This window comes from Citrobacter sp. Cpo032 (assembly GCF_030332975.1).
In the GTDB taxonomy this organism is placed as follows: domain Bacteria; phylum Pseudomonadota; class Gammaproteobacteria; order Enterobacterales; family Enterobacteriaceae; genus Citrobacter; species Citrobacter portucalensis.
In genome coordinates this window covers 345,845-369,318 of the sequence record NZ_JAOWGU010000045.1, presented here as the reverse complement: position 1 = coordinate 369,318, position 23,474 = coordinate 345,845, and the positions used below count along the sequence as shown (strand labels likewise).

Sequence of the window (23,474 nt, the reverse complement as noted above, 5' to 3'; positions counted from 1 at the left end):
CCTACAAATTATTAGCTTGCGATGTAAGCAATACTTATTTATGGGCGGGGTTCACGGCACATAAAAGCAAAAAAAGATTAATCAGCTACCGTTTCATTGTGATATTTATAGCAACACCATGATGCTGATAAATACATTTTGAAATGATCATCTGAATGGTGAATATATTTGTTTTTGTTATTTGTTTTATCTATTCGTGTGTAATGTCCGCAATTAAATACTTTAGACCTCGTCTAAATAAACGCTAAGTGATACATTTGTTCCAGATCGAAAATATTAGATAAGAAAGTTAATCATTCTCTACTCCAATCCAGATAGTCGGAATCATGGCCAGAAAAACGAAAGCGGATGCCCTCAAAACGCGACAGCACCTGATGGAAACGGCGATTGTACAGTTTGCCGCACGTGGCGTAGGTAATACGACGCTAAACGACATAGCGGATGCCGCCAATGTGACACGGGGTGCACTTTATTGGCATTTCGAAAATAAAACTCAATTGTTTAATGAGTTATGGTTACAACAACCTCCTTTACGCGATCTTATTCAGGACAAGCTTATTGGTCGTTGGGGTGATAACCCTTTACAGCGACTGCGTGAAAAATTTGTGGTGGGATTACAATATATTGCGGAGAACCCTCGTCAGCAGGCATTAATGCAGATTTTATATCATAAATGCGAATTCCATAAAGATATGATATCAGAGCAGGCCATTCGCGATAAAATAGGTCTCAGCCACCAAAGTATTCGCGATTCTCTCCAACGATGCATAGATGAAAATTTGATTGCCACCAGCTTGGATTTAGACGTTATCATCATTATTTTGCATGGTAGCTTTAGCGGAATAATAAAAAACTGGTTAATGAATCCAGAGAGTTATGATCTATATGGGCAAGCGCCAGCATTAGTTGATAATGTATTAAAAATGTTAAGCCCGGACGGCTGCGTAATGCAATTAATGCAGAGTGAAAACCAGGTTGGGTAGTCTAGCCGCCAGGGCCTGACGGCTGTCGACGGTGCTAGTCGAGATCGGCGCAGTTGACCAGTTTTAGGGGATTCACTGAGTTCATATTCCGGCACTTGTCGTGCTCTGTTGTCATCAGCTCTATCCATTGGATGAGCAGCGCATCAAAAAGAAAAACGAAGACCGCAAAAACAACCAGCCACCAATACTTGCGAATCATTCCTAAACCCTGTGTATTCATGCCCAAGCGTGCAGGGAATATACACGAAATTTTTAAGCTGAAAAGCAGACTTACAATGCCTTTACTTTGTTGAAAGAGCGCCACTCTTTGCCGTCAATCGACTCTTTTTAGACAGGTTTTTTGTCTTACGTTTTTTCACCTTGGCAAGCTCAATTTCTGAAAAATGAGAACCGATACTCAGTCTTCTGAGCCCCATTTTTACGTATTCAGTATTGATCTCAATCCCGACAAACTTGCGACCCAATTCCACGGCGGTAGCTCCGGTGGTGAAGCTGCCGGCAAACGGATCCAGTACTTTGTCATCTGGGTTTGAGGACGCCAGAATTATACGCTCCAGGAGGGCTTTGGGTTTCTGGGTGGGGTGGTTTTCGTATTCGTCCATCAGATAGCGTACGCGTGGGAACTCCCAGACATTGCCCGGCACTTTTTTCTGATTGTAGGGCTGCGGCGGGTTTTTTCTGTAGTCTATTAGCGCGCGTTTAGCGCCCGTTTTAGCTTCAACCAGAACATCATTACGATTAAACGTGTAGTTTTTCTGATCTTTGACCATCATCAGGATCGGTTCATACATCGAACCAAAGTAATTTTTGGCCTGTACCCCCGAGCTATCATATGACCACACGATACGGCTCTTGATGGTAAAAAGCGGGCGGCATTTGAGGTCGATGTACGGCATGTTCTCCGTACTGTTCATGATGTACATGGTGCCGTGTGGTTTGAGGATGCGATGGCACTCGTCGATGCACTCAAACAACCACGCCAGAAAGGCCTCTTCGTCCCAGGATTCCACCATCCCGTCAAAGTCTTTCCCGATGTTATAAGGAGGGTCAGCAAAAATGAGTTCGACGCTTTCAGACGGCAGTTTTTTTAGTTCAGTTAGCGCGTCACCCAGGATTATCTTTTTAGATTCATCGCCAAAATAGACAGGTTCACATCTCGCGTTCATCGCCAAAGCCTCCCGTGTGACGTCAATAAAAAAGGCGCTTCCCCATGCCGAGTAGCGCCTTTTAAAACAAACATTTAACTGATTAGTATCAGTTCATGCCGTATTTTTTCAGTTTTTTACGCAGCGTACCACGGTTGATGCCCATCATCAGGGCAGCACGGGTCTGGTTACCGCGGGTGTATTGCATCACCATGTCCAACAGGGGCTGTTCTACTTCAGCCAGTACCAGCTCATAGAGATCATTCACATCCTGACCATTCAATTGAGCAAAATAGTTCTTCAGTGCCTGTTTAACCGAGTCACGCAGGGGCTTTTGAGTTACCTGGTCCTGAGAGTTAACGGTAGAAACGGTCAGTACGTCAGAATTTACGCGTTGTTCGAACATAGTTCTGTCAGCTCTTTATTTCTGTTTACGCAAAATTTTCGAAGTATGCCTCCAACGCCGCCAGCTGTTCGCTGGAATCTTCAATGGCGTTGAATGTGCGCCGAAACTGGTCATCCGGAGCGTGTTCCTGGAGATACCAGGATACGTGTTTACGCGCAATTCGGTACCCTTTTGCCTGACCATAAAAGTCGTGCAGTTCCCGAATATGCGCACAAAGCAAGCGCTTCACCTCTGCCAGAGGCAGCGGGGGCAGCAGCTCCCCAGTGTCCAGATAATGCTGGATTTCCCGAAAGATCCAGGGTCTTCCCTGAGCTGCACGTCCTATCATCAGGGCATCCGCCCCCGTATAGTCGAGTACAGCTCTGGCTTTATGCGGGTCAGTAATGTCGCCATTCGCGATAATCGGAATGGAAACTTTCTGCTTAACTGCCCGAATACTGTCGTACTCAGCATCTCCATTGAACAAACAGGCGCGGGTGCGTCCATGAATGGTCAGAGCCTGAATGCCACAGTCTTCAGCCAGTTGGGCAATCTCTACGCAGTTACGGTGTTCCGGAGCCCAGCCGGTGCGAATCTTGAGTGTGACAGGAACGTCCACTGCATTGACGACCTCGGTTAGTATCGATTTCACTAAATCCGGGTACTGCAAGAGGGCTGAACCTGCGAGCTTGCGATTCACTTTTTTAGCCGGACACCCCATATTGATATCAATAATCTGGGCGCCGCTTTCCACGTTAATACGTGCGGCATCGGCCATCTCAACAGGGTCGCTACCGGCAATTTGCACCGTGCGAATTCCTGGCTCATCAACGTGCACCATCCGTAAACGAGACTTGTCACTTTCCCAAACCTGCGGGTTAGAAGACATCATCTCGGATACTGTCAATCCTGCTCCCATCTCATAGCACAGCGTCCTGAATGGTCTGTCAGTGATGCCAGCCATAGGTGCTGCGATCAGGCGATTTCTGAGCTGGTATTGTCCGATGCGCATGAGTTAAGAAATGACCATACTGTGACTGCAAGGCGGCGTATATTACGCATTTTTCGCACGAGATGAAAGGCCAAACTTTGACCAATCCACTGAGGTGGATCAATGAATTGCCGTAAATGTGAACGCATGAAAATATTTAATCATATAAATCATCGCATTATAAAAATGTGTCGATTTTATATACACATATAATTTTGCGTAACTTCTCATTTTTTCTTCAGCTGCAGACGGTACTGACAAGATATTCTGCTGAATTAATCAGCAAATTACCTCGTCATTGTGTGATCGCTACCTCATTTTAGTACAGGATCTCGGTATCCCCAGAATAGCTGTCCGTAATCTTGCGTTCATTCAACGGCTGCAGCGGGCGATTGTTTGCCGCCCCAACAATGTAGTGGAATTTATCCATCTGTTCGGCAGAAAGAGCAACAGGCGTTTTCAGGATAGTCCAGGTGACGCCTTCGGTGCAGGGAGGTGTTGTTAACGAACCACGGTAGCGCCAGTAGGTTTTATTGTCGGGTAAAAGCTGGTGGATATCGACCGGCGAGAAGACGGCCATGCTGCTGTCCTCCATGGTTGGAAAGGACTCCCACAAATTTTGAATCGCCTGGTTTGGCTCGCCGATGTCAAACATAACCGCCACGATAGCGATGTCTCCGGATTGATTTTTGTGGACCAGCTGCAGCTCCAGCGGATAGGTTTTACCGTTGAGGGTATGTTCGCTCGGGGCATGAAAATCAAATTGTTTTAAATAATAAAGCGTTTCATCAATTTCAATAGAATTAGATGTGTAGCTACTCATCGTTGCCTGCAACGTATGGTTAATGCTCCGAAATCTAGTTGGGCCATCGACGTACTGCATGTTCAGCGCGGGGAGACCGAGTTTACTGGTTGTGGTGGTCTGGATGTCTATGGGGGATTGGTTTATGCCTGTCTGGCACGTTGCATACGCTTTGCTGATTTCTCCCCACCGTGCGGGGCCGTTTTCTTCGGTATATCCCCATGGTACGGCCAGCGTGGTCAGTGGCATCATGCATGCTGCCAGCAAAGTTGTTGTAAAACAGTTGAAACGCATACGTTTACTCAACGAAAATCAATATAAAAAATAACAAAATCAATTGATTATTATATCGCTGAGGAAAGTGTCGGTATGCTGGTCAATTGTCTGAAAATGGCGTGGTCAGATAACCACGCCGGAAGGGATTATTTTTTCTGGCCGGTAATGCGGCACCACTCTTCTTTCTCGATAACCGGATCGAGCGTAAAGAGATCGGCATAGGCTTCACAGACGCTTTCCGCCTGGCTGGCAAGAATACCAGAAAGCCCCAGCAAACCGCCCTCAACGGGCAGTACGCTGATTAACGGAGCCAGTTCACGTAATGGGCCAGCAAGAATGTTGGCGACCACCACGTCGGCTTTCATCGCCTCTGGCTGGTCTTTCGGCAGATAAAGCTCCAGACGCTCAGAAACACCATTACGCTGGGCGTTATCACGGCTGGCCTGAATCGCTTGCGGATCGATATCCACGCCAATGGCTTTCGCCGCACCCAGCTTCAGTGCCGCAATGGCAAGAATGCCGGAGCCGCAGCCAAAGTCGATAACCGTTTTACCGTTAAGATCAAGACCGTCCAGCCATTGCAGGCACAGAGAGGTAGTGGGGTGCGTGCCTGTACCAAACGCCAGACCCGGGTCCAGCATCACGTTGACAGCATTCTCATCCGGGACATCGCGCCAGCTTGGGCAAATCCACAGACGCTCACCAAAGCGCATCGGGTGGAAGTTATCCATCCATTCGCGTTCCCAGTCTTTGTCTTCGAGCTGTTCGATTTTATGCGCGAAGCCTTCACCCAGCAGCGGATGCTGTTCCAGGATGGCAACCACCTCTTTCATGTCGGTTTCTGCATCGAACAAGCCGATAACGTCGGTATCACCCCACAGGCGAGTCTCGCCCGGCAGAGGTTCAAATACCGGCGTATCATGCGTATCCTGGAAAGTAATGGAAACGGAGCCCGCTTCCATCAGCGCATCGCTCAACTCTTCAGCGTTGGCACCGGTCGTGTTCAGTTTCAGTTGGATCCATGGCATGGCAAAACTCTTTATTTATCAGTAGTCAATATGGCGGCTTGCGGGACGACGGAACCGAAACGGTTGCCTATCAAGAAAGCCAGCAAGCTTATCAGTAACGAGGGCACGATTGGGTGGAAGCCCAGGAACTGAACGTTAAAGGTGGCGAGTAGAGCATAAAGCACGCCGCCGACAATCATCGCGCTCAATGCGCCTGACGCGTTTGCCCGTTCCCAATAGAGGCCTAGCACCAGAGGCCACAGGAAGACGGCTTCCAGCCCGCCAAACGCCAGCAGATTAAGCCAGATAATCATCTCTGGCGGTTTCCAGGCGGCCAGCAACAGTAACGCGCCCAGCAGCAGGGTAATCACTGCCGACATGCGTTTCAGCCGGGTTTCGTTTTCCAGCTGTTCCGGGCGAAGGTTCAGGTACAGATCCTTAATAATCGTAGCGGAGCTTTGCAGCAATTGGGCATTGATCGTCGACATAATCGCAGCCATAGGTGCGGCGAGGAAGATCCCGGCAGCGACCGGCGGCAGGACTTTGACCATCAGCGTAGGGATTACCAGATCCGGTACCGTCAGGTCAGGGATTACCGCCCGTCCCAGGGCGCCCGCCAGATGCATACCAAACATCAGAATCGCCACCACGATGGTGCCGATGATAATGCCGCGGTGTACCGCTTTACTGTCTTTATAAGAGATACAGCGCACCGCCGTATGCGGCAGGCCAATCACGCCAAAGCATACCAGCACCCAGAATGAGGTCATAAACGTGGGTGACAAAATGTCATCAGCGCCCTGCGGCGAGACCAGTTTAGGATCGATAGTCTGCAGGGTTACCACCGCATTGCTGAGGCCACCGGCAGCATGAACAACGCCGACCAGCAAAACGATAGTACCAATCAGCATCACCATGCCCTGCATGGTATCGTTCAGTACGCTGGCGCGAAAGCCGCCGAACGCCGTGTATAACGCGATGCTGACGCCAAAAATCAGCAGACCGGTTTCGTAGGGGATACCCGCTGCGGTTTCCAGCAAACGTGCGCCGCCAATAAACTGTACGGTCATTGCCCCGACAAACGCGACCAACAGGCTGAGGCTCGCCAGCCATACCAGCAGGCGGCTCTGGTAGCGCGCAAATAGCATATCGTTGAGGGTAACAGCATTATAACGGCGTGCCAGAATGGCGAATTTCTTACCAAGAATTCCCAATGAGAGCCATACGGCGGGCAACTGGATCATCGCTAGCAGCACCCATCCCAGTCCGTATTTGTAAGCGGCACCAGGACCGCCAATAAACGAGCTGGCGCTAATGTAGGTTGCCGTTAGCGTCATCGCTAACACGACGCCGCCCATGGAGCGGCTGCCGAGGAAATATTCATTCAGGAAGGTACCGGTCGATCTCTTGCGCATGGCATAAACTGAGAGACCGAAGACCACCAGAAGATAGGCGACCAGCGGTAAAATAACTTCAAGCTGCATCGTCATCCTCCAACGGAATGTCGCGATAGATAAACTTCACCATCGCCCAGCACAGCACGATAAAAACCAGCGGCGTTAGCAGGCAGGCCATTTCGAACCAGTGCGGTAAGCCGGTAAAACCCAGCGTTGAATCTGGTAAGTAAGCGGCCACTAACCATGTGACCAGATATAAAAGGGTTAGCCACAGCGCCCAGCGCGCCTCTTTATGGGCCTGAACAAAACGAGCGTCCATTTTTTGTCCCTTGTGGATAAAGAAAGCGGGGATTGTACCTTATGGCACGTGCGGGAGGGGAGAAAAACAAAAGGCCGGAATTTCCGGCCTTTTCGGTTAACGCACGCTTACTTTTCCTGAAGTCCGAGTTTTTTCTCCAGGTAGTGGATATTGGTTCCACCGTGCTGGAAGTGCTCGTCATTCATGATACGGATCTGCAGGTCAACGTTGGTTTTGATACCGTCGATGATCAGTTCCTGCAATGCGTTTTTCATACGGGCGATAGCGACGTCGCGGTTTTCGCCATAGCAGATCAGCTTACCGATCATTGAGTCATAGTACGGAGGTACGGTGTAGCCTGCGTAAATATGAGACTCCCAACGCACACCAAAGCCACCCGGCGCGTGGAAACGCGTGATTTTACCCGGGCTTGGCAGGAAGGTGTTCGGGTCTTCGGCGTTGATACGGCATTCTACCGCATGGCCTTTAACCACAACTTCGTCCTGCTTGATGGACAGCGGTTGGCCCGCTGCGATGCGCAGCTGCTCTTTGATCAGATCAACGCCGGTGATCATTTCGGTTACCGGGTGTTCAACCTGAATACGGGTGTTCATCTCAATAAAGTAGAACTCGCCGTTTTCGAACAGGAACTCGAAAGTACCCGCCCCGCGATAGCCGATATCAACACACGCTTTGGCGCAACGCTCGCCGATGTAGCGACGCAGTTCCGGGGTAATGCCTGGCGCTGGTGCTTCTTCGACAACTTTCTGGTGACGACGCTGCATGGAGCAGTCACGTTCTGCCAGATAAATTGCGTTACCCTGACCGTCAGCCAGCACCTGAATTTCAATGTGGCGTGGGTTTTCCAGGTATTTCTCCATGTAGACCATGTCGTTATTGAAAGCGGCTTTTGCTTCCGCTTTGGTCATGGAGATGGATTGTGCCAGTTCGGCATCGCTGCGCACGACGCGCATACCGCGACCGCCGCCGCCGCCGGAAGCTTTGATGATAACCGGGTAGCCGATGCGTTTAGCATGAGCGCGGTTAGCGTCCATGTCATCGCCCAGCGGGCCGTCAGAGCCTGGGACTGTCGGTACGCCCGCTTTCTTCATCGCGGTGATTGCGGACACTTTGTCGCCCATCAGGCGGATGGTGTCGGCTTTCGGGCCGATGAAGATAAAGCCAGAACGCTCTACCTGCTCAGCAAAGTTGGCGTTCTCAGAGAGGAAGCCATAGCCCGGGTGAATTGCCACCGCGCCGGTGATTTCAGCGGCACTGATGATAGCCGGGATGTTCAGATAGCTTTTTACGGACGGAGCCGGGCCGATACAGACCGTCTCATCCGCCAGCAATACGTGTTTTAAATCGCGATCCGCACTTGAATGCACAGCGACAGTCTTGATGCCCAGTTCTTTACAGGCACGAAGAATACGCAGGGCAATCTCGCCGCGGTTGGCGATAACAATTTTATCCAACATGTTCGCCTCGTTATTCGATGACGACCAGCGGCTCGTCAAATTCTACCGGTTGACCACTTTCTACCAGGATCGCTTTAACTACGCCGGATTTGTCGGCTTCGATCTGGTTCATCATTTTCATGGCTTCAACGATGCACAGGGTATCGCCCGCATTCACTTTCTGTCCGATTTCGATGAACGCTTTAGCATCCGGGCTCGGGGTGCGGTAGAACGTACCAACCATTGGGGAGCGTACGATGTGACCACTGATTTCCGCTGCTGCCGGAGCTTCCATACTTGGAGAGGCAGTTTGTGCGACAGCGTTAGACAGAGCTGGTTGCTGCATCACTGGTGCAGCATAAGCCTGTTGCATCATCGGAAAACTTGCAGCTGGCGCTGCACGGCTGATGCGTACAGATTCTTCGCCTTCAGAAATTTCCAGTTCGGAGATGCCTGATTCTTCAACCAGCTCGATCAGTTTTTTAATCTTACGAATATCCATGAGTGGGTTCCGTACTCTTTGTTTAGTGAGATTGTGACAGGCGTTTTACCGCCGTCTGTATAGCATTTTTATAACAGTGAGTGACAAGATGCCACGCATCTCAGGCGCTGCACTGGGTGCTGCTGCCATTAAGTGAGATTGCCAGACTTGTTAGTCATTGTGCGGCTATCTTCTGCCATTTTCGGGTAAAAGACAAAATATACCTTCAATATGCGATTGTCACCCTTTCAGCGCCTTAAAAACGCTACCGGGGATAGCAAAGTCGCACATTATAACTATTTCGTAGCAATTGGCAGCTAAATACTGGTCTTATCAGGGAAGATAATCAACCGTTAACATGTAAAGAAAATCGGATCGTCCGTGTTTTGCAACGCACTGCACATATCGTGAAACTACCGCCACCACTGGCGAAACTTCTTGTAACGGCACGCTAATAGCACCGCAGCGAGCGCTGCATAAATAATCGGTTGAGGGGAGATAATTTTTACCGACCACAGATAATGTATGGGTGCCAGGATCGCCACAAGATAGACGAAGTTGTGCAAAGACTGCCAGTTTTTACCCAGCTTTCGCTGCGCAGCCTGCGTGGATGTTAAGGTGAGGGCGAATAATATGACCCAACTGACAATGCCCAAGGTTAAATAAGGCCGCGTAATTAATTCCCGCCCTAACAACGCCAGATTATTAATGCCCAGTTCCAGTAACGCGTAGCTGGTTAAATGCAGTGTTGCCCAGGCGAAACACCATAGCCCTAACAGGCGACGTGTGCGTATCAATAATGGCTGTTTAGCGTAGCGCGCGAGTGGAGAGACCAGCAAGGTTGCCAGCAAGAATTTCAGAGCTGTCCTACCAGTAAAGTGCTGGATATCTTTGACCGGATCCGCGCTCAGACCGCCGTGATTTATCGCCCAAAATAGCCAGATAAACGGCAAAAAACCGGCAAGATGCAGGCAAAATTTCAGCCCGGTAATGTGCTTTGCGGTCAGTCGCACTTAAAAATTCTCCTGCAAATTGAGTCCGCGATACAGTGACGCAACCTCTTCGGCATAGCCGTTAAACATCAGCGTGGGCTGACGCTGTACGTCCAGAATACCGCCAGCGCCAATAAAACGCTCAGTGGCCTGGGACCAGCGGGGATGATCGACATGCGGATTCACGTTGGCATAAAACCCGTATTCATTGGGCGCGGCCAGATTCCAGGTTGTCGGAGGGCGTTCGCGCGTGAGTTTGATACTCACGATCGACTTAATGCCTTTAAATCCATATTTCCACGGCACAATTAAGCGAATGGGCGCGCCATTTTGTGGCGGAAGGGCCTTACCATAAACCCCCACGGTAAGCAGTGTGAGTGGGTGCATCGCTTCATCCAGGCGTAACCCTTCAACATAGGGATACTTCAGCCCGCCGCCAATAAAGCGATCTTTTTGCCCTGGCATTTCTTCCGGTGCGTACAGCGTTTCGAACGCGACATACTTCGCATTGCTGGTGGGTTCCACTTGCGCCAACAGTTTATGTAACGGGAAACCAATCCACGGCACGACCATTGACCAGGCTTCCACGCAGCGCATGCGGTAAATCCGTTGCTCCAGCGGGAAACGGGTGGTCAAGGTATCGTGATCGAGAGTGAGTGGTTTGGCGACCTCACCACTGATTTTTAATGTCCACGGATCGGTTTTCAGGCTACCCGCGTTGGCTGCCGGATCCGCTTTGTCGAGACCGAATTCATAGAAGTTGTTGTAGCCAGAAACTTTATCCGCTGGGGTTAAAGGAAGCGAATTTTGCCAGGCGGCGGGCTTGCTGAAATCAAGCGGCTTTCCCGCAGGCGCGGGCGGGCGGTCATTACCCTTAAACCAACTCAGAAGGTCAGCCTGCGTAGAGTGGGGTAAAGACAACGCGGCTGCGCTGATCCCTAATGCTTTCAGTACATGGCGACGCTGCATAAAAAAAGCCGACTCGTCAGTGACGTCGGCTTCTGTAAATGGACGTAATTTCTTCATAACAGACTCCCGGCTTACGCGTCATAACTGACAGGGGACGCGTAGTTAATATGGCAGGGAGTCTGTAGATGTGCCGCGAAATTTCGTTAATTAAGTGTAAATTTCTGCGCCAGAGTCTGTTACTTCACCTTCACCAGCGTACGGCCTTGCACCTGGTTATTGATGATGGCATCGGCGAACTTCGGCGCATCCGCCAGCGTAATTTCCGTTGCAGCCTGAGCATAGAACGATTCCGGCAGATCCTTAACCAAACGCGCCCAGGCTTCTGCACGGCGTGCCGGCGGGGTCATCACCGAGTCCACTCCTTGCAAACGAACGTTACGCAGAATGAATGGCATCACGGTGGTTGGCAGAGCGAAACCGCCCGCCAGGCCGCAGGCGGCAACACAGCCGCCGTAGTTCATCTGCGCGAGGACTTTCGCCAGAACTTTGTCGCCAACGGTATCCACCGCGCCAGCCCACAGCTGTTTTTCCAGCGGGCGAGATTCAGCAAATTCATCGCGGCCAAGAATGCGGTTAGCGCCCAGGCTTTTCAGGTAGTCGTGGGTGCTTTCACGACCCGAAACCGCCGCAACCTGATAACCCAGCTTATGCAGTAACGCAACGGCCGTGCTGCCCACGCCTCCGCTGGCGCCAGTGACGACAATCTCACCGTCTTGCGGACGAATTCCTGCATCTTCAAGCGCCATGACGCAAAGCATGGCGGTAAAGCCAGCGGTACCGATGACCATGGCTTTACGTCCATCCAGCCCTTTTGGCAACGCAACCAGCCAGTCGCCTTTCACGCGTGCGCGTTCTGCCAGTCCACCCCAATGATTTTCACCTACGCCCCAACCGGTCAGTAAAACCTCCTGACCCGCATGAAAACGGGGATCTTCGCTTGCTCGCACGGTACCAGCGAAATCGATACCAGGAATCATCGGAAAATTACGAATGATTTTTCCCTTGCCGGTGATAGCCAGGGCGTCTTTATAGTTCAGGCTTGACCAGTGGACATCCACCGTCACATCGCCTTCCGGTAGCTGATTTTCGTCGAGGGGTTGAACGGATGCGAGGGTTTTTCCGTCCTGCTGTTCTAAGATCAAAGCCTGCATAACCTGTCCTCAATTCGTATAGTGGATTGGAAAATTAATAATGAAGACTATACTCGCTAATCAAAACATGATGCCGATTCTGCGCAATAAATTGCCAGATATACCTGATTTGGTAGTATGCCCTCACAGTTTGTATAAATTGGCGGATTTTGTGGTCAGTTTTGCATTTTAGAGTCGATTTATCACTTTCAGGCCTGTTTCATAACTGTCGGAGTTAACACAAGGATGCGATTAACGACGAAATTTTCAGCTTTTGTCACGCTGCTTACCGGGTTAACGATCTTCGTGACTCTGATCGGCTGTTCGCTGAGTTTCTACAACGCTATTCAATATAAGTTCACCACGCGCGTTCATGCAGTCGCGACGGCGATTGATACGCATCTGGTCTCCAGAGATGTCGTTGCGTTAACTCCGCAAATAGATGAACTGATGGTTTCTGTTGATATCGTGCGCATCGAACTGTTGCAGGGCGAAAACGTGGTGTATGACCACTCACGGACCAGCAGCTACCGACCGGCAGGGACAAACAATCTCTACCGCGAGATTACCGTACCGTTGGTCAAGCATCCGGGTATGTCATTGCGTCTGGTTTATCAGGATCCGATGGGTAACTATTTCCATTCGCTACTGACCACCGCACCGCTCACGATAGCCATTGCTTTCATTATTCTGATGCTCTTTTTGTCTGTGCGCTGGCTTCAGCGCCAGCTTTCGGGTCAGGAGCTGCTGGAGATCCGTTCTACGCGTATTCTGAACGGCGAACGTGGACCGAACGTACGGGGAACGGTCTATGAATGGCCTGCGCGTACCAGCAGTGCGCTCGATATGCTGCTGACTGAAATTCAAAATGCCCGCGAGCAACGCAGCCGCCTGGATACGCTGATTCGTTCCTATGTCGCGCAGGATACAAAAACCGGGCTAAGCAACCGCTTGTTCTTTGATAACCAACTGGCCACGCTGCTGGAAGATCAGGAAAAAGTAGGCTCGCATGGCGTCGTGATGATGGTGCGCCTGCCGGACTTTACGCTGCTGCGCGATAGCTGGGGAATCACCCTCGCGGAAGAACAAATCTCGACGCTGATCAATTTGTTGTCGACTTTTATGACGCGCTATCCGGGCGCGTTGCTGGCGCGCTACCACCGTAGCGATTTTGCTATCCTGCTGCCGCACCGTACTCTAAAAGAGGCGGAAAGCATCGCCGGGCAATTATTAAAAGCGGTAGATGCACTTCCGGCTAATAAAATGATCGATCGTGCCGATATGGTTCATATTGGCATTTGCGTTTGCCGCAGCGGTCAGTCGCCGGAGCAAGTAATGGATCATGCCGAAGCCGCCACCCGGAATTCGGTATTGCAGGGCGGAAATAGCTGGTCGGTCTATGATGACTCGCTGCCGGAAAAAGGTCGGGGCAATGTACGCTGGCGAACGCTGATCGAACAGATGCTCAGCCGGGGTGGGCCAAGAATTTATCAAAAGCCTGCGGTAACGCGCGAAGGCCGGGTGCACCATCGGGAGTTGATGTGCCGTATTTTTGATGGCAACGAAGAGGTCATTTCGGCGGAATATATGCCGATGGTCCTGCAATTTGGTCTGGCAGAAGAATATGACCGTTTGCAGATAAGCCGTCTGATCCTGCTTTTGGGCTACTGGCCGCAGGAAAATCTGGCGATGCAGACAACGGTTGAATCGCTTATTCGTCCACGTTTTCAGCGCTGGCTGCGTGATACGCTGATGCAGTGCGAAAAATCATTACGCAAACGCATAATTATTGAACTTGCTGAGGCAGATGTCTGTCAACATATCAGCCGGTTACAGCCCGTTATCAGATTGATGAATGCGCTGGGCGTGCGTATTGCCGTTACGCAGGCGGGGTTAACGCTGGTGAGCACCAGTTGGATCAAAGAGCTTAACGTTGAGTTATTGAAGCTTCATCCAAGTCTGGTGAGGAACATTGATAAGCGAACGGAAAATCAGCTTCTGGTTCAAAGCCTGGTGGAGGCCTGTTCGGGAACACCCACGCAGGTTTACGCCACGGGCGTACGTTCGCGTAGTGAGTGGCATACGCTGACAGAACGCGGAGTTGCAGGTGGGCAAGGGGATTTTTTTGCCGCATCACAACCACTTGACACTAACGTGAAAAAATATTCGCAAAGATACTCGGTTTAACCTGCCGTTTAATTTGTTTTCACGTAGAATAACGCGCGCTGTGCCTTCTGGGGGTGTGCTTGCCTGCTCGCCAGGTTGTAACAGCAAACATGCAGGTGAATGACCTTTGACAGGTTGCAAACAAAAGCGAGGAGTGCTGCTGATTTATTCAGCCCTGATGGACTCAGGCCGGTTTTGTAACAAAGGAAACGAACTGCACTAATTTTCACCGTAGCAGATGATTTTTGCGCCTTGTCGCTGCTGCGTGTGGTTGGTAAAGTAAGCGGATTTTGTTTTCCGCCCCAGCTTTCAGGATTATCCCTTAGTATGTTGAAAAAATTTCGTGGCATGTTTTCCAATGACCTGTCCATTGACCTGGGTACCGCGAATACCCTTATTTATGTAAAAGGACAAGGCATCGTATTGAATGAGCCTTCTGTTGTGGCCATTCGTCAGGATCGTGCCGGTTCGCCGAAAAGCGTGGCTGCAGTAGGTCATGATGCGAAGCAGATGCTGGGTCGTACGCCGGGCAATATCGCTGCAATTCGCCCAATGAAAGACGGCGTTATCGCTGACTTCTTCGTGACTGAAAAAATGCTCCAGCACTTTATCAAGCAAGTGCACAGCAATAGCTTCATGCGCCCAAGCCCGCGCGTACTGGTGTGTGTACCGGTTGGAGCAACTCAGGTTGAACGCCGTGCGATCCGTGAATCCGCTCAGGGCGCAGGTGCTCGTGAAGTCTTCCTGATCGAAGAGCCGATGGCGGCCGCGATCGGTGCGGGTCTGCCAGTCTCTGAAGCAACCGGTTCAATGGTTGTTGATATCGGTGGTGGTACCACTGAAGTTGCCGTTATCTCCCTGAACGGCGTGGTTTACTCCTCTTCTGTCCGTATTGGCGGCGACCGCTTCGATGAAGCCATCATTAATTATGTTCGTCGTAACTACGGTTCACTGATCGGTGAAGCGACCGCAGAACGTATTAAACACGAGATCGGTTCCGCTTATCCGGGTGACGAAGTACGCGAAATCGAAGTTCGCGGTCGTAACCTGGCTGAAGGCGTTCCGCGCGGCTTTACCCTGAACTCTAACGAGATTCTGGAAGCCCTGCAGGAACCACTGACCGGTATCGTGAGCGCAGTAATGGTTGCACTGGAACAGTGCCCGCCGGAACTGGCGTCTGACATCTCCGAACGCGGTATGGTGCTGACCGGTGGCGGTGCGCTGCTGCGTAACCTTGACCGTCTGTTAATGGAAGAAACCGGTATTCCAGTTGTTGTTGCTGAAGATCCGCTGACCTGCGTGGCGCGCGGCGGCGGCAAGGCGCTGGAAATGATCGACATGCACGGCGGCGACCTGTTCAGCGAAGAGTAATCGGATGCAGGTTGGGTAGCCCCCGCGGGTTGCCCTTCCGCTCTGATACGAGAATACGCATAGACTATGAAGCCAATTTTTAGCCGTGGCCCGTCGCTACAGATTCGCCTTATTCTGGCGGTGCTGGTGGCGCTCGGCGTTATTATTGCCGACAGCCGCCTGGGTACGTTTAGTCAAATCCGAACGTACATGGATACCGCCGTCAGTCCTTTCTACTTTATCTCAAATGGTCCTCGTGAATTACTCGACGGCGTGTCGCAAACGCTGGCTTCGCGTGACCAACTCGAACTTGAAAACCGGGCGTTGCGTCAGGAACTGCTGCTGAAAAACAGCGAACTGCTGATGCTGGGGCAATACAAACAGGAGAACGCGCGTTTGCGTGAGCTGCTGGGATCGCCATTGCGTCAGGACGAACAAAAGATGGTGACGCAGGTCATCTCAACGGTTAATGACCCTTACAGCGATCAGGTTGTGATCGACAAAGGGAGCGTTAACGGCGTCTACGAAGGCCAGCCGGTTATTAGCGACAAAGGCGTAGTAGGTCAGGTCGTGGCGGTGGCTAAATTGACCAGCCGCGTGCTGCTGATTTGCGATGCGACGCATGCGCTGCCCATTCAGGTACTGCGTAACGATATCCGCGTGATCGCTGCGGGTAACGGCTGCACCGACGATCTTCAGCTCGAACACCTGCCGGCTAACACCGACATTCGCGTTGGCGATGTGCTGGTCACCTCGGGCCTGGGTGGACGTTTCCCTGAAGGTTATCCGGTTGCTGTTGTTTCTTCCGTTAAGCTGGACACTCAGCGTGCTTATACCGTGATTCAGGCTCGCCCGACTGCGGGTCTGCAGCGTCTGCGCTATCTGCTGCTGTTGTGGGGTGCCGATCGTAATGGCGCAAACCCGATGACGCCGGAAGAAGTACACCGCGTTGCTAATGAACGTCTGATGCAGATGATGCCGCAAGTTCTGCCTGCACCAGATACCATGGGACCGCCTGCGCCAATGCTAGCACCTGCAACAGGCGTGGCTCCAGCGCCCGCAGATACCACGCCGCCACAACCTGCTCCGCGTAAGCCGGGAGGACAGTAAGTGGCAAGCTATCGTAGCCAGGGACGTTGGGTGATTTGGCTCTCGTTCCTTATTGCACTGTTGCTGCAAGTCATGCCCTGGCCGGATGACATTCTGGTTTTCCGGCCAAACTGGGTGCTGCTCATCTTATTGTATTGGATCCTGGCACTGCCGCATCGCGTAAATGTGGGCACGGGATTTGTGGTGGGTGCCATACTGGATCTCATCAGCGGCTCCACGCTTGGCGTGCGCGCATTATCGATGAGTATCATTGCTTATCTGGTCGCGTTGAAATTCCAGCTATTCCGAAACCTCGCGCTCTGGCAACAGGCGCTGGTGGTCATGTTGTTATCACTGGTCGTGGATATTATTGTTTTCTGGGCCGAGTTTTTAGTGATCAACGTCTCTTTCAGACCTGAAGTGTTCTGGAGTAGTGTAGTGAATGGTGTGCTTTGGCCATGGCTATTCTTACTGATGCGTAAAGTCCGTCAGCAGTTTGCGGTGCAATAAGGTTGATATGAATACTCTGTATCTTGCTTCAGGTTCTCCACGTCGTCAGGAGTTGCTCGCTCAGCTTGGTGTTACGTTTGAACGACTGGTCCCTGGGATTGAAGAACAGCGGCACCCGCAGGAAAGCGCGCAGCAGTACGTTTCCCGTCTGGCGCGCGAAAAAGCGCAGACTGGCGTAGCGCTGACCCCGCGCGATTTGCCGGTATTGGGTGCGGATACCATCGTTATCCTTAATGGCGAAGTGTTGGAAAAACCGCACGACGCCGACCATGCCGCAGCAATGCTGCGCAAACTGTCGGGCAAAACGCATCAAGTTATGACGGCCGTGGCACTGGCCGATCGCCAGCACAGTCTGGACTGCCTGGTAGTGACGGAAGTGACATTCAGAGCACTAACCGATGAGGACATCGCGGGCTATGTTGCCAGCGGTGAACCAATGGATAAAGCAGGTGCATACGGTATTCAAGGGTTGGGTGGCTGTTTTGTCAGGAAGATAAATGGCAGCTATCACGCCGTAGTCGGCTTACCGCTGGTAGAAACGTATGAGTTGCTGACCAATTTTAACGCACTGCGTGAGAAAAGGGATAAACATGACGGCTGAATTGTTGGTAAACGTAACGCCATCGGAAACTCGGGTGGCTTACATCGATGGTGGTATTCTGCAGGAAATTCATATTGAACGTGAGGCGCGACGCGGAATCGTAGGCAATATCTACAAAGGTCGTGTAAGTCGTGTACTTCCGGGTATGCAGGCGGCTTTTGTAGATATTGGACTGGATAAAGCCGCATTTCTTCACGCTTCTGACATCATGCCGCACACCGAATGCGTGGCGGGTGAAGAACAAAAACAGTTCACCGTACGCGACATTTCTGAACTGGTGCGCCAGGGTCAGGATCTGATGGTGCAGGTGGTAAAAGATCCGTTGGGAACTAAAGGCGCACGCCTGACGACGGACATCACGCTACCTTCCCGTTATCTCGTCTTTATGCCGGGTGCTTCGCACGTTGGCGTATCCCAACGTATCGAAAGCGAAACCGAACGCGAACGCCTGAAAAAAGTGGTGGCGGATTACTGCGATGAGCAGGGCGGCTTCATCATTCGTACGGCGGCGGAAGGCGTATGCGAAGAGGATCTGGCCTCGGATGCTGCCTACCTGAAGCGCGTCTGGACGAAAGTCATGGAGCGTAAAAAGCGCCCGCAAACGCGCTACCAGATGTACGGTGAGTTGGCACTGGCACAGCGCGTGTTGCGTGACTTTGCCGATGCGCAGCTTGACCGCATCCGCGTCGACTCCCGTCTGACCTATGAGGCGTTACTGGAATTTACGGCGGAATATATCCCCGAGATGACCAGCAAGCTGGAACATTACAGCGGGCGACAGCCTATTTTTGATCTCTTTGACGTTGAGAATGAAATCCAGCGCGCGCTGGAACGCAAAGTTGAGCTGAAGTCCGGCGGTTATTTGATCATCGATCAAACCGAAGCGATGACCACCGTGGATATCAACACTGGCGCGTTTGTTGGGCATCGTAATCTCGACGACACTATCTTTAATACTAATATTGAAGCAACGCAGGCCATTGCTCGTCAGCTGCGTCTGCGTAACCTCGGCGGTATTATCATTATCGATTTTATCGACATGAATAATGAAGATCACCGTCGCCGGGTGCTGCACTCCCTGGAGCAGGCTCTGAGCAAGGATCGCGTAAAAACCAGCATTAACGGTTTTTCACAGCTGGGCCTGGTGGAGATGACGCGCAAACGCACACGTGAAAGCGTGGAACATGTACTGTGCAACGAGTGTCCGACCTGCCATGGGCGTGGTACGGTGAAAACGGTGGAAACCGTATGCTATGAAATCATGCGCGAAATCGTGCGCGTACACCATGCATATGACTCCGATCGTTTCCTGGTTTATGCCTCTCCGGCAGTGGCTGAAACCCTGAAAGGTGAAGAGTCACATGCGCTGGCGGAAGTTGAGATCTTTGTCGGCAAACAGGTCAAAGTACAAATCGAACCGCTGTATAACCAGGAGCAGTTCGACGTCGTCATGATGTAAATCGTGTAGTGGCACCCGCGCATGTAGGCCGGATAAGGCGCAAGCGCCGTTATCCGGCAATATTCACTCAAGGGGTGTGAGTCATATTTTTTGGTAGACAAGGAGAGGCGCGTGAGGCGATTGCCGGGGATTTTACTGCTCACTGGAGCCGCATTCGTTGTCATCGCAGCGCTGCTGGTCAGTGGACTGCGCCTTGCGTTACCTCATCTTGATAGCTGGCGTCCGGCCATTCTTGGCAAGATTGAATCCGCCACTGGTCTGCCTGTTTCCGCCAGCCAGCTTTCTGCCAGCTGGCAAAATTTCGGTCCTACGCTTGAAGCGCGTAATATCCATGCGCAGCTGAAAGATGGGGGAGAATTTTCGGTAAAACGCGTCACGCTGGCGCTGGATGTCTGGCAAAGTTTGCTGCACATGCGCTGGCAGTTTCGCGATCTCACCTTCTGGCAACTGCAGTTGCGCACCAATACTCCTATCCAGCGCAGCGAAGGCGGAGATGGGATTGAAACCGGCCATCTCAGCGATCTCTTCCTGCGTCAGTTTGATCATTTCGATCTACGCGACAGCCATATCAGCTTTATAACCCTCTCAGGTCAACGTGCTGAACTGGCGATCCCCCAGCTTACCTGGCTGAACGGTAAAAATCGGCATCGCGCCGAGGGTCAGGTCAGCCTCTCCAGCCTGACCGGACAGCACGGCATTATGCAGGTGCGTATGGATCTGCGTGATGACGAAGGGCTGTTGAATAACGGTCGAGTCTGGCTGCAGGCAGACGACATCGACGTCAAACCGTGGCTGGGCAAATGGATGCAGGATAATGTCGCGCTACAAACCGCGCGTTTTAGCCTGGAAGCATGGATGACGATCAGCAAAGGCGTCGTTTCTGGTGGCGATGTCTGGCTGAAAAAAGGCGGAGCTAGTTGGCTGGGTGAAAATCGTACGCACACGCTCTCCGTCGATAATCTGACGGCGCACATCAGCCGTGAAGAGCCGGGCTGGCAATTCTCTATTCCCGATACGCGTATCACCATGGATGATAAGCCCTGGCCGAGCGGGGCATTAACACTGGCCTGGATCCCCGAGCAGGAAGTCGGTGGCGAGAATAACAAACGCAGTGATGAGCTACGCATTCGCGCCAGTAATCTGGAACTGGCCGGGTTAGAAGGACTGCGTCCGATGGCGTCCCGGTTATCACCTGCGCTGGGTGATATCTGGCGGGCCACGCAACCCAGCGGCAAAATAGATGTGCTTGCGCTGGATATCCCGTTACAGGCGACAGAAAAAACCCGCTTCCTGTCCTCGTGGACCGATTTGGCCTGGAAACAGTGGAAGCTGCTGCCGGGGGCAGAACATTTCTCCGGTACGCTTGCGGGCAGCGTTGAAAATGGGGCGCTTACCGCCTCCATGAAACAAGCCAAAATGCCGTATGAAACCGTCTTCCGCGCGCCGCTGGAAATAGAGAACGGCGTGGCGACGCTAAGCTGGCTGAAGAATGATAAAGGCTTCCAGTTAGACGGGCGCAACATTGATGTTAAAGCGAAAGCGGTACATGCGCGCGGTGGTTTTCGCTATCTGCAACCGGCTGATGATGAGCCATGGTTGGGCATTCTGGCCGGTATCAGCACCGACGATGGCTCCCAGGCCTGGCGCTATTTCCCGGAAAACCTGATGGGTAAGGATCTGGTTGACTACCTCAGCGGCGCTATTCAGGGCGGCGAAGCGGATAACGCCACGCTGGTGTATGGCGGTAACCCGAATCTGTTCCCGTATCTGCACAATGAAGGGCAGTTTCAGGTCCTGGTGCCGCTACGCAATGCGAAATTTGCTTTCCAGCCCGACTGGCCTGCGCTAACCGATCTTAATATCGAACTAAACTTCATTAACGATGGCCTGTGGATGAAGACGGATAGCGTCAATCTAGGCGGCGTGAAGGCCAGCAACCTGACGGCTAATATTCCCGACTATGCAAAAGAAAAGCTGCTGATTGATGCCGATATCAACGGGCCAGGCAAGGCGGTTGGACCTTATTTTGATGAGACTCCGTTGAAGGATTCTCTCGGCGCCACGCTGGAACAGTTGCAAATTGACGGTGATGTGAATGCTCGCTTACATCTTGATATTCCGCTAGACGGCTCGCTGGTTACCGCCAAAGGCGACGTCAACCTGCGTAATAACAGCTTGTTTATTAAACCACTCGACAGCACGCTGAAGAATTTGAATGGTAAATTCAGCTTTATCAACGGCGATCTGAAGAGCGAGCCGATGACGGCGAACTGGTTTAATCAGCCGCTGAACGTCGACTTCTCCACCACCGAAGGGGCGAAAGCCTATCAGGTAGCCGTGAACCTGCAAGGCGACTGGCAGCCAACCCGCATGGGGATTTTACCGGCGCAGGTCAACGACGCCTTAAGCGGCAGCATGGCGTGGAATGGCAAAGTGGGTATCGATCTTCCGTATCATGCCGGGCCGACCTACGACATTGAGCTAAAGGGTGACCTGAAGAATGTAAGTAGTCACTTACCTGCTCCGCTGAATAAAGCGCCCGGTGAAGCGTTGCCGGTGAATGTTAAGGCCAACGGTAATCTGCGCAGCTTTGAACTGACCGGCAATGCTGGCAGTAAGAACCACTTTAACAGCCGCTGGTTGCTGAATCAGAAACTGACGCTTGACCGCGCTATCTGGACGTCGGAAAGCCGTACTGTGCCCGCGTTACCCGATCAGCAAGGCATTGAGCTTAATCTTCCCCCTATGGATGGCGCGCAATGGCTGGCGTTGTTCCAGAAAGGCGCAGCGGATAACGTTGGCACTAATGCCAACTTCCCACAACGCATCACCGTGCGTACGCCATCATTATCCCTGGGCGGTCAGCAGTGGAATAATTTGAGTATTGTGTCTGAGCCTGCGAGCAATGGCTCCATCGTGCAGGCGCAGGGTCGTGAAATTAATGCCACGCTGGCGATGCGCAATAATGCGCCATGGCTGGCCAATATTAAGTATCTTTATTACAACCCCAGCGCGGCGAAAGCGTCACCGGGCAACACATCAGCCTCGCCGTTTTCCGCCGTGGACAACTTCAGCTTCCGCGGCTGGCCGGACCTTCAGTTACGCTGTGCCGAGTGCTGGATGTGGGGACAGAAATATGGGCGCATTGATGCCGATGTAGCAATTAAAGGCGACACGCTAACGTTGAGCAACGGTCTGTTGGATACGGGCTTTGCCAGACTGACCACCGATGGCGTGTGGGTGAATGCGCCGGGCAAAGAGCGAACGTCACTGAAGGGTAAACTGAGCGGCAGTAAAATTGACTCCGCTGCCAGTTTCTTTGGCGTATCGACCCCGATTCGTAATTCTTCGTTCAACGTGGAGTATGACCTGCACTGGCGTAACCCGCCATGGGATCCGGACGAAGCTTCGCTGAATGGGATTTTGCGTACCCGGTTGGGCAAAGGTGAGCTTACCGAACTCAGTACCGGGCATGCGGGGCAACTGTTGCGACTGCTGAGCTTTGATGCGTTGCTACGTAAACTGCGTTTTGATTTTAGCGATACCTTCAGTGAAGGTTTCTATTTCGACTCGATTCGCAGCACGGCGTGGATCAAAGATGGTGTGATGCATACCGACGACACACTGGTGGATGGTCTGGAGGCAGACATTGCGATGAAAGGCTCAGTGAACCTGGTCCGTCGGGAGCTGGATATGGAAGCCATTGTCGCGCCTGAAATTTCTGCCACCGTAGGGGTTGCCGCTGCGTTTGCTGTCAACCCGATTGTCGGTGCGGCGGTGTTTGCTGCCAGTAAGGTTCTGGGACCATTATGGAGCAAAGTTTCGATTCTGCGCTATCGCATCACCGGTCCGGTCGATAAACCGCAGATTAACGAAGTTCTGCGTCAGCCGCGCAAAGAAAGCCAGCAATGATTTGACGGGGGCAAGTAATTGCCCCAATCTCAGTACATAGTATTGCCGGATGGAGCAGCGCTTATCCGGCCTAC

General features: G+C 52.0%; 21 protein-coding genes. 8 read left to right on the top strand and 13 right to left on the bottom strand.

Annotated features, from left to right (window positions below):
* Positions 1 to 326 precede the first annotated feature (326 nt).
* Positions 327 to 983: an acrEF/envCD operon transcriptional regulator gene (envR, locus tag OGY33_RS15300; RefSeq protein WP_047026429.1), complete on the top strand. Its 657-nt coding sequence runs from the start codon at positions 327 to 329 to the stop codon at positions 981 to 983.
* Positions 984 to 1,017: 34 nt separating this feature from the next.
* On the opposite strand, the gene OGY33_RS15295 is transcribed toward envR, so the two are convergent.
* The 13 genes from OGY33_RS15295 to acuI all read right to left on the bottom strand — a co-directional run bounded on the left by OGY33_RS15295 (position 1,018) and on the right by acuI (position 12,334).
* Entirely contained in the window at positions 1,018 to 1,182 is a 165-nt protein-coding gene (locus OGY33_RS15295) for a DUF2556 family protein (protein WP_032940702.1), read from the bottom strand.
* Between the two features lie 82 nt (positions 1,183 to 1,264).
* A complete protein-coding gene (yhdJ, locus tag OGY33_RS15290) occupies positions 1,265 to 2,149 on the bottom strand; it encodes an adenine-specific DNA-methyltransferase (protein ID WP_191238997.1) in 885 nt (294 codons plus the stop codon).
* A gap of 88 nt (positions 2,150 to 2,237) precedes the next feature.
* Entirely contained in the window at positions 2,238 to 2,534 is a 297-nt protein-coding gene (gene fis / locus OGY33_RS15285; RefSeq protein ID WP_000462905.1) for a DNA-binding transcriptional regulator Fis, read from the bottom strand.
* 25 nt (positions 2,535 to 2,559) lie between these two features.
* On the bottom strand, positions 2,560 to 3,525 hold the full coding sequence (gene dusB / locus OGY33_RS15280; RefSeq protein WP_008785970.1) for a tRNA dihydrouridine synthase DusB: 966 nt from the start codon (positions 3,523 to 3,525) through the stop codon (positions 2,560 to 2,562).
* Between the two features lie 298 nt (positions 3,526 to 3,823).
* Complete coding sequence (locus tag OGY33_RS15275; RefSeq protein ID WP_255584451.1) at positions 3,824 to 4,558, bottom strand: carbonic anhydrase; 735 nt, start codon at positions 4,556 to 4,558, stop codon at positions 3,824 to 3,826.
* A 170-nt stretch (positions 4,559 to 4,728) separates the two neighbouring features.
* On the bottom strand, positions 4,729 to 5,610 hold the full coding sequence (gene prmA / locus OGY33_RS15270) for a 50S ribosomal protein L11 methyltransferase (RefSeq protein ID WP_003025221.1): 882 nt from the start codon (positions 5,608 to 5,610) through the stop codon (positions 4,729 to 4,731).
* Between the two features lie 11 nt (positions 5,611 to 5,621).
* Entirely contained in the window at positions 5,622 to 7,073 is a 1,452-nt protein-coding gene (panF, locus tag OGY33_RS15265) for a sodium/pantothenate symporter (protein ID WP_048215439.1), read from the bottom strand.
* Complete coding sequence (locus tag OGY33_RS15260) at positions 7,063 to 7,305, bottom strand: YhdT family protein (RefSeq protein WP_003828839.1); 243 nt, start codon at positions 7,303 to 7,305, stop codon at positions 7,063 to 7,065. Before OGY33_RS15260 ends, panF begins: the two co-directional genes overlap by 11 nt.
* 107 nt (positions 7,306 to 7,412) lie before the next feature.
* Positions 7,413 to 8,762 carry an acetyl-CoA carboxylase biotin carboxylase subunit gene (gene accC, locus OGY33_RS15255; protein WP_003828838.1) on the bottom strand — a complete coding sequence of 450 codons (1,350 nt, stop codon included), beginning with the start codon at positions 8,760 to 8,762 and terminating at the stop codon, positions 7,413 to 7,415.
* A 10-nt stretch (positions 8,763 to 8,772) separates the two neighbouring features.
* Entirely contained in the window at positions 8,773 to 9,243 is a 471-nt protein-coding gene (gene accB / locus OGY33_RS15250; protein ID WP_003025210.1) for an acetyl-CoA carboxylase biotin carboxyl carrier protein, read from the bottom strand.
* A gap of 392 nt (positions 9,244 to 9,635) precedes the next feature.
* Positions 9,636 to 10,235, bottom strand: a complete 600-nt coding sequence (gene msrQ / locus OGY33_RS15245) for a protein-methionine-sulfoxide reductase heme-binding subunit MsrQ (protein WP_128317543.1) — start codon at positions 10,233 to 10,235, stop codon at positions 9,636 to 9,638.
* Positions 10,236 to 11,240: a protein-methionine-sulfoxide reductase catalytic subunit MsrP gene (msrP, locus tag OGY33_RS15240; protein ID WP_191238076.1), complete on the bottom strand. Its 1,005-nt coding sequence runs from the start codon at positions 11,238 to 11,240 to the stop codon at positions 10,236 to 10,238. It abuts the gene before it with no gap.
* A 119-nt stretch (positions 11,241 to 11,359) separates the two neighbouring features.
* Complete coding sequence (gene acuI, locus OGY33_RS15235; protein ID WP_003828832.1) at positions 11,360 to 12,334, bottom strand: acrylyl-CoA reductase (NADPH); 975 nt, start codon at positions 12,332 to 12,334, stop codon at positions 11,360 to 11,362.
* Between the two features lie 225 nt (positions 12,335 to 12,559).
* Between acuI and csrD the strand changes: the two genes are divergently transcribed.
* The 7 genes from csrD to yhdP all read left to right on the top strand — a co-directional run bounded on the left by csrD (position 12,560) and on the right by yhdP (position 23,400).
* Positions 12,560 to 14,500, top strand: coding sequence for an RNase E specificity factor CsrD (csrD, locus tag OGY33_RS15230; protein WP_048215442.1), 1,941 nt, complete (start codon positions 12,560 to 12,562; stop codon positions 14,498 to 14,500).
* Between the two features lie 306 nt (positions 14,501 to 14,806).
* Complete coding sequence (gene mreB, locus OGY33_RS15225; protein ID WP_000913396.1) at positions 14,807 to 15,850, top strand: rod shape-determining protein MreB; 1,044 nt, start codon at positions 14,807 to 14,809, stop codon at positions 15,848 to 15,850.
* A 66-nt stretch (positions 15,851 to 15,916) separates the two neighbouring features.
* A complete protein-coding gene (gene mreC, locus OGY33_RS15220; RefSeq protein ID WP_191238077.1) occupies positions 15,917 to 16,939 on the top strand; it encodes a rod shape-determining protein MreC in 1,023 nt (340 codons plus the stop codon).
* Complete coding sequence (gene mreD / locus OGY33_RS15215) at positions 16,940 to 17,428, top strand: rod shape-determining protein MreD (RefSeq protein WP_003025196.1); 489 nt, start codon at positions 16,940 to 16,942, stop codon at positions 17,426 to 17,428.
* A gap of 7 nt (positions 17,429 to 17,435) precedes the next feature.
* Positions 17,436 to 18,029 carry a Maf family protein gene (locus OGY33_RS15210; RefSeq protein WP_191238078.1) on the top strand — a complete coding sequence of 198 codons (594 nt, stop codon included), beginning with the start codon at positions 17,436 to 17,438 and terminating at the stop codon, positions 18,027 to 18,029.
* Positions 18,019 to 19,488 (top strand): ribonuclease G, encoded by a 1,470-nt coding sequence (rng, locus tag OGY33_RS15205; RefSeq protein ID WP_003025190.1) that lies wholly within the window; start codon positions 18,019 to 18,021, stop codon positions 19,486 to 19,488. The genes OGY33_RS15210 and rng overlap by 11 nt, the downstream gene beginning before the upstream one ends.
* A gap of 111 nt (positions 19,489 to 19,599) precedes the next feature.
* Entirely contained in the window at positions 19,600 to 23,400 is a 3,801-nt protein-coding gene (gene yhdP / locus OGY33_RS15200; protein WP_020996360.1) for an AsmA2 domain-containing protein YhdP, read from the top strand.
* The last annotated feature ends 74 nt before the right edge of the window (positions 23,401 to 23,474 follow it).

Bases quoted from the DNA above. Each gene is read 5' to 3' on its own strand.
- envR (WP_047026429.1), top strand. From the start codon at position 327: ATGGCCAGAAAAACGAAAGCGGATGCCCTCAAAACGCGACAGCACCTG.
- OGY33_RS15295 (WP_032940702.1), bottom strand. From the start codon at position 1,182: ATGATTCGCAAGTATTGGTGGCTGGTTGTTTTTGCGGTCTTCGTTTTT.
- yhdJ (WP_191238997.1), bottom strand. From the start codon at position 2,149: ATGAACGCGAGATGTGAACCTGTCTATTTTGGCGATGAATCTAAAAAG.
- fis (WP_000462905.1), bottom strand. From the start codon at position 2,534: ATGTTCGAACAACGCGTAAATTCTGACGTACTGACCGTTTCTACCGTT.
- dusB (WP_008785970.1), bottom strand. From the start codon at position 3,525: ATGCGCATCGGACAATACCAGCTCAGAAATCGCCTGATCGCAGCACCT.
- OGY33_RS15275 (WP_255584451.1), bottom strand. From the start codon at position 4,558: ATGATGCCACTGACCACGCTGGCCGTACCATGGGGATATACCGAAGAA.
- prmA (WP_003025221.1), bottom strand. From the start codon at position 5,610: ATGCCATGGATCCAACTGAAACTGAACACGACCGGTGCCAACGCTGAA.
- panF (WP_048215439.1), bottom strand. From the start codon at position 7,073: ATGCAGCTTGAAGTTATTTTACCGCTGGTCGCCTATCTTCTGGTGGTC.
- OGY33_RS15260 (WP_003828839.1), bottom strand. From the start codon at position 7,305: ATGGACGCTCGTTTTGTTCAGGCCCATAAAGAGGCGCGCTGGGCGCTG.
- accC (WP_003828838.1), bottom strand. From the start codon at position 8,762: ATGTTGGATAAAATTGTTATCGCCAACCGCGGCGAGATTGCCCTGCGT.
- accB (WP_003025210.1), bottom strand. From the start codon at position 9,243: ATGGATATTCGTAAGATTAAAAAACTGATCGAGCTGGTTGAAGAATCA.
- msrP (WP_191238076.1), bottom strand. From the start codon at position 11,240: ATGAAGAAATTACGTCCATTTACAGAAGCCGACGTCACTGACGAGTCG.
- acuI (WP_003828832.1), bottom strand. From the start codon at position 12,334: ATGCAGGCTTTGATCTTAGAACAGCAGGACGGAAAAACCCTCGCATCC.
- csrD (WP_048215442.1), top strand. From the start codon at position 12,560: ATGCGATTAACGACGAAATTTTCAGCTTTTGTCACGCTGCTTACCGGG.
- mreB (WP_000913396.1), top strand. From the start codon at position 14,807: ATGTTGAAAAAATTTCGTGGCATGTTTTCCAATGACCTGTCCATTGAC.
- mreC (WP_191238077.1), top strand. From the start codon at position 15,917: ATGAAGCCAATTTTTAGCCGTGGCCCGTCGCTACAGATTCGCCTTATT.
- OGY33_RS15210 (WP_191238078.1), top strand. From the start codon at position 17,436: ATGAATACTCTGTATCTTGCTTCAGGTTCTCCACGTCGTCAGGAGTTG.
- rng (WP_003025190.1), top strand. From the start codon at position 18,019: ATGACGGCTGAATTGTTGGTAAACGTAACGCCATCGGAAACTCGGGTG.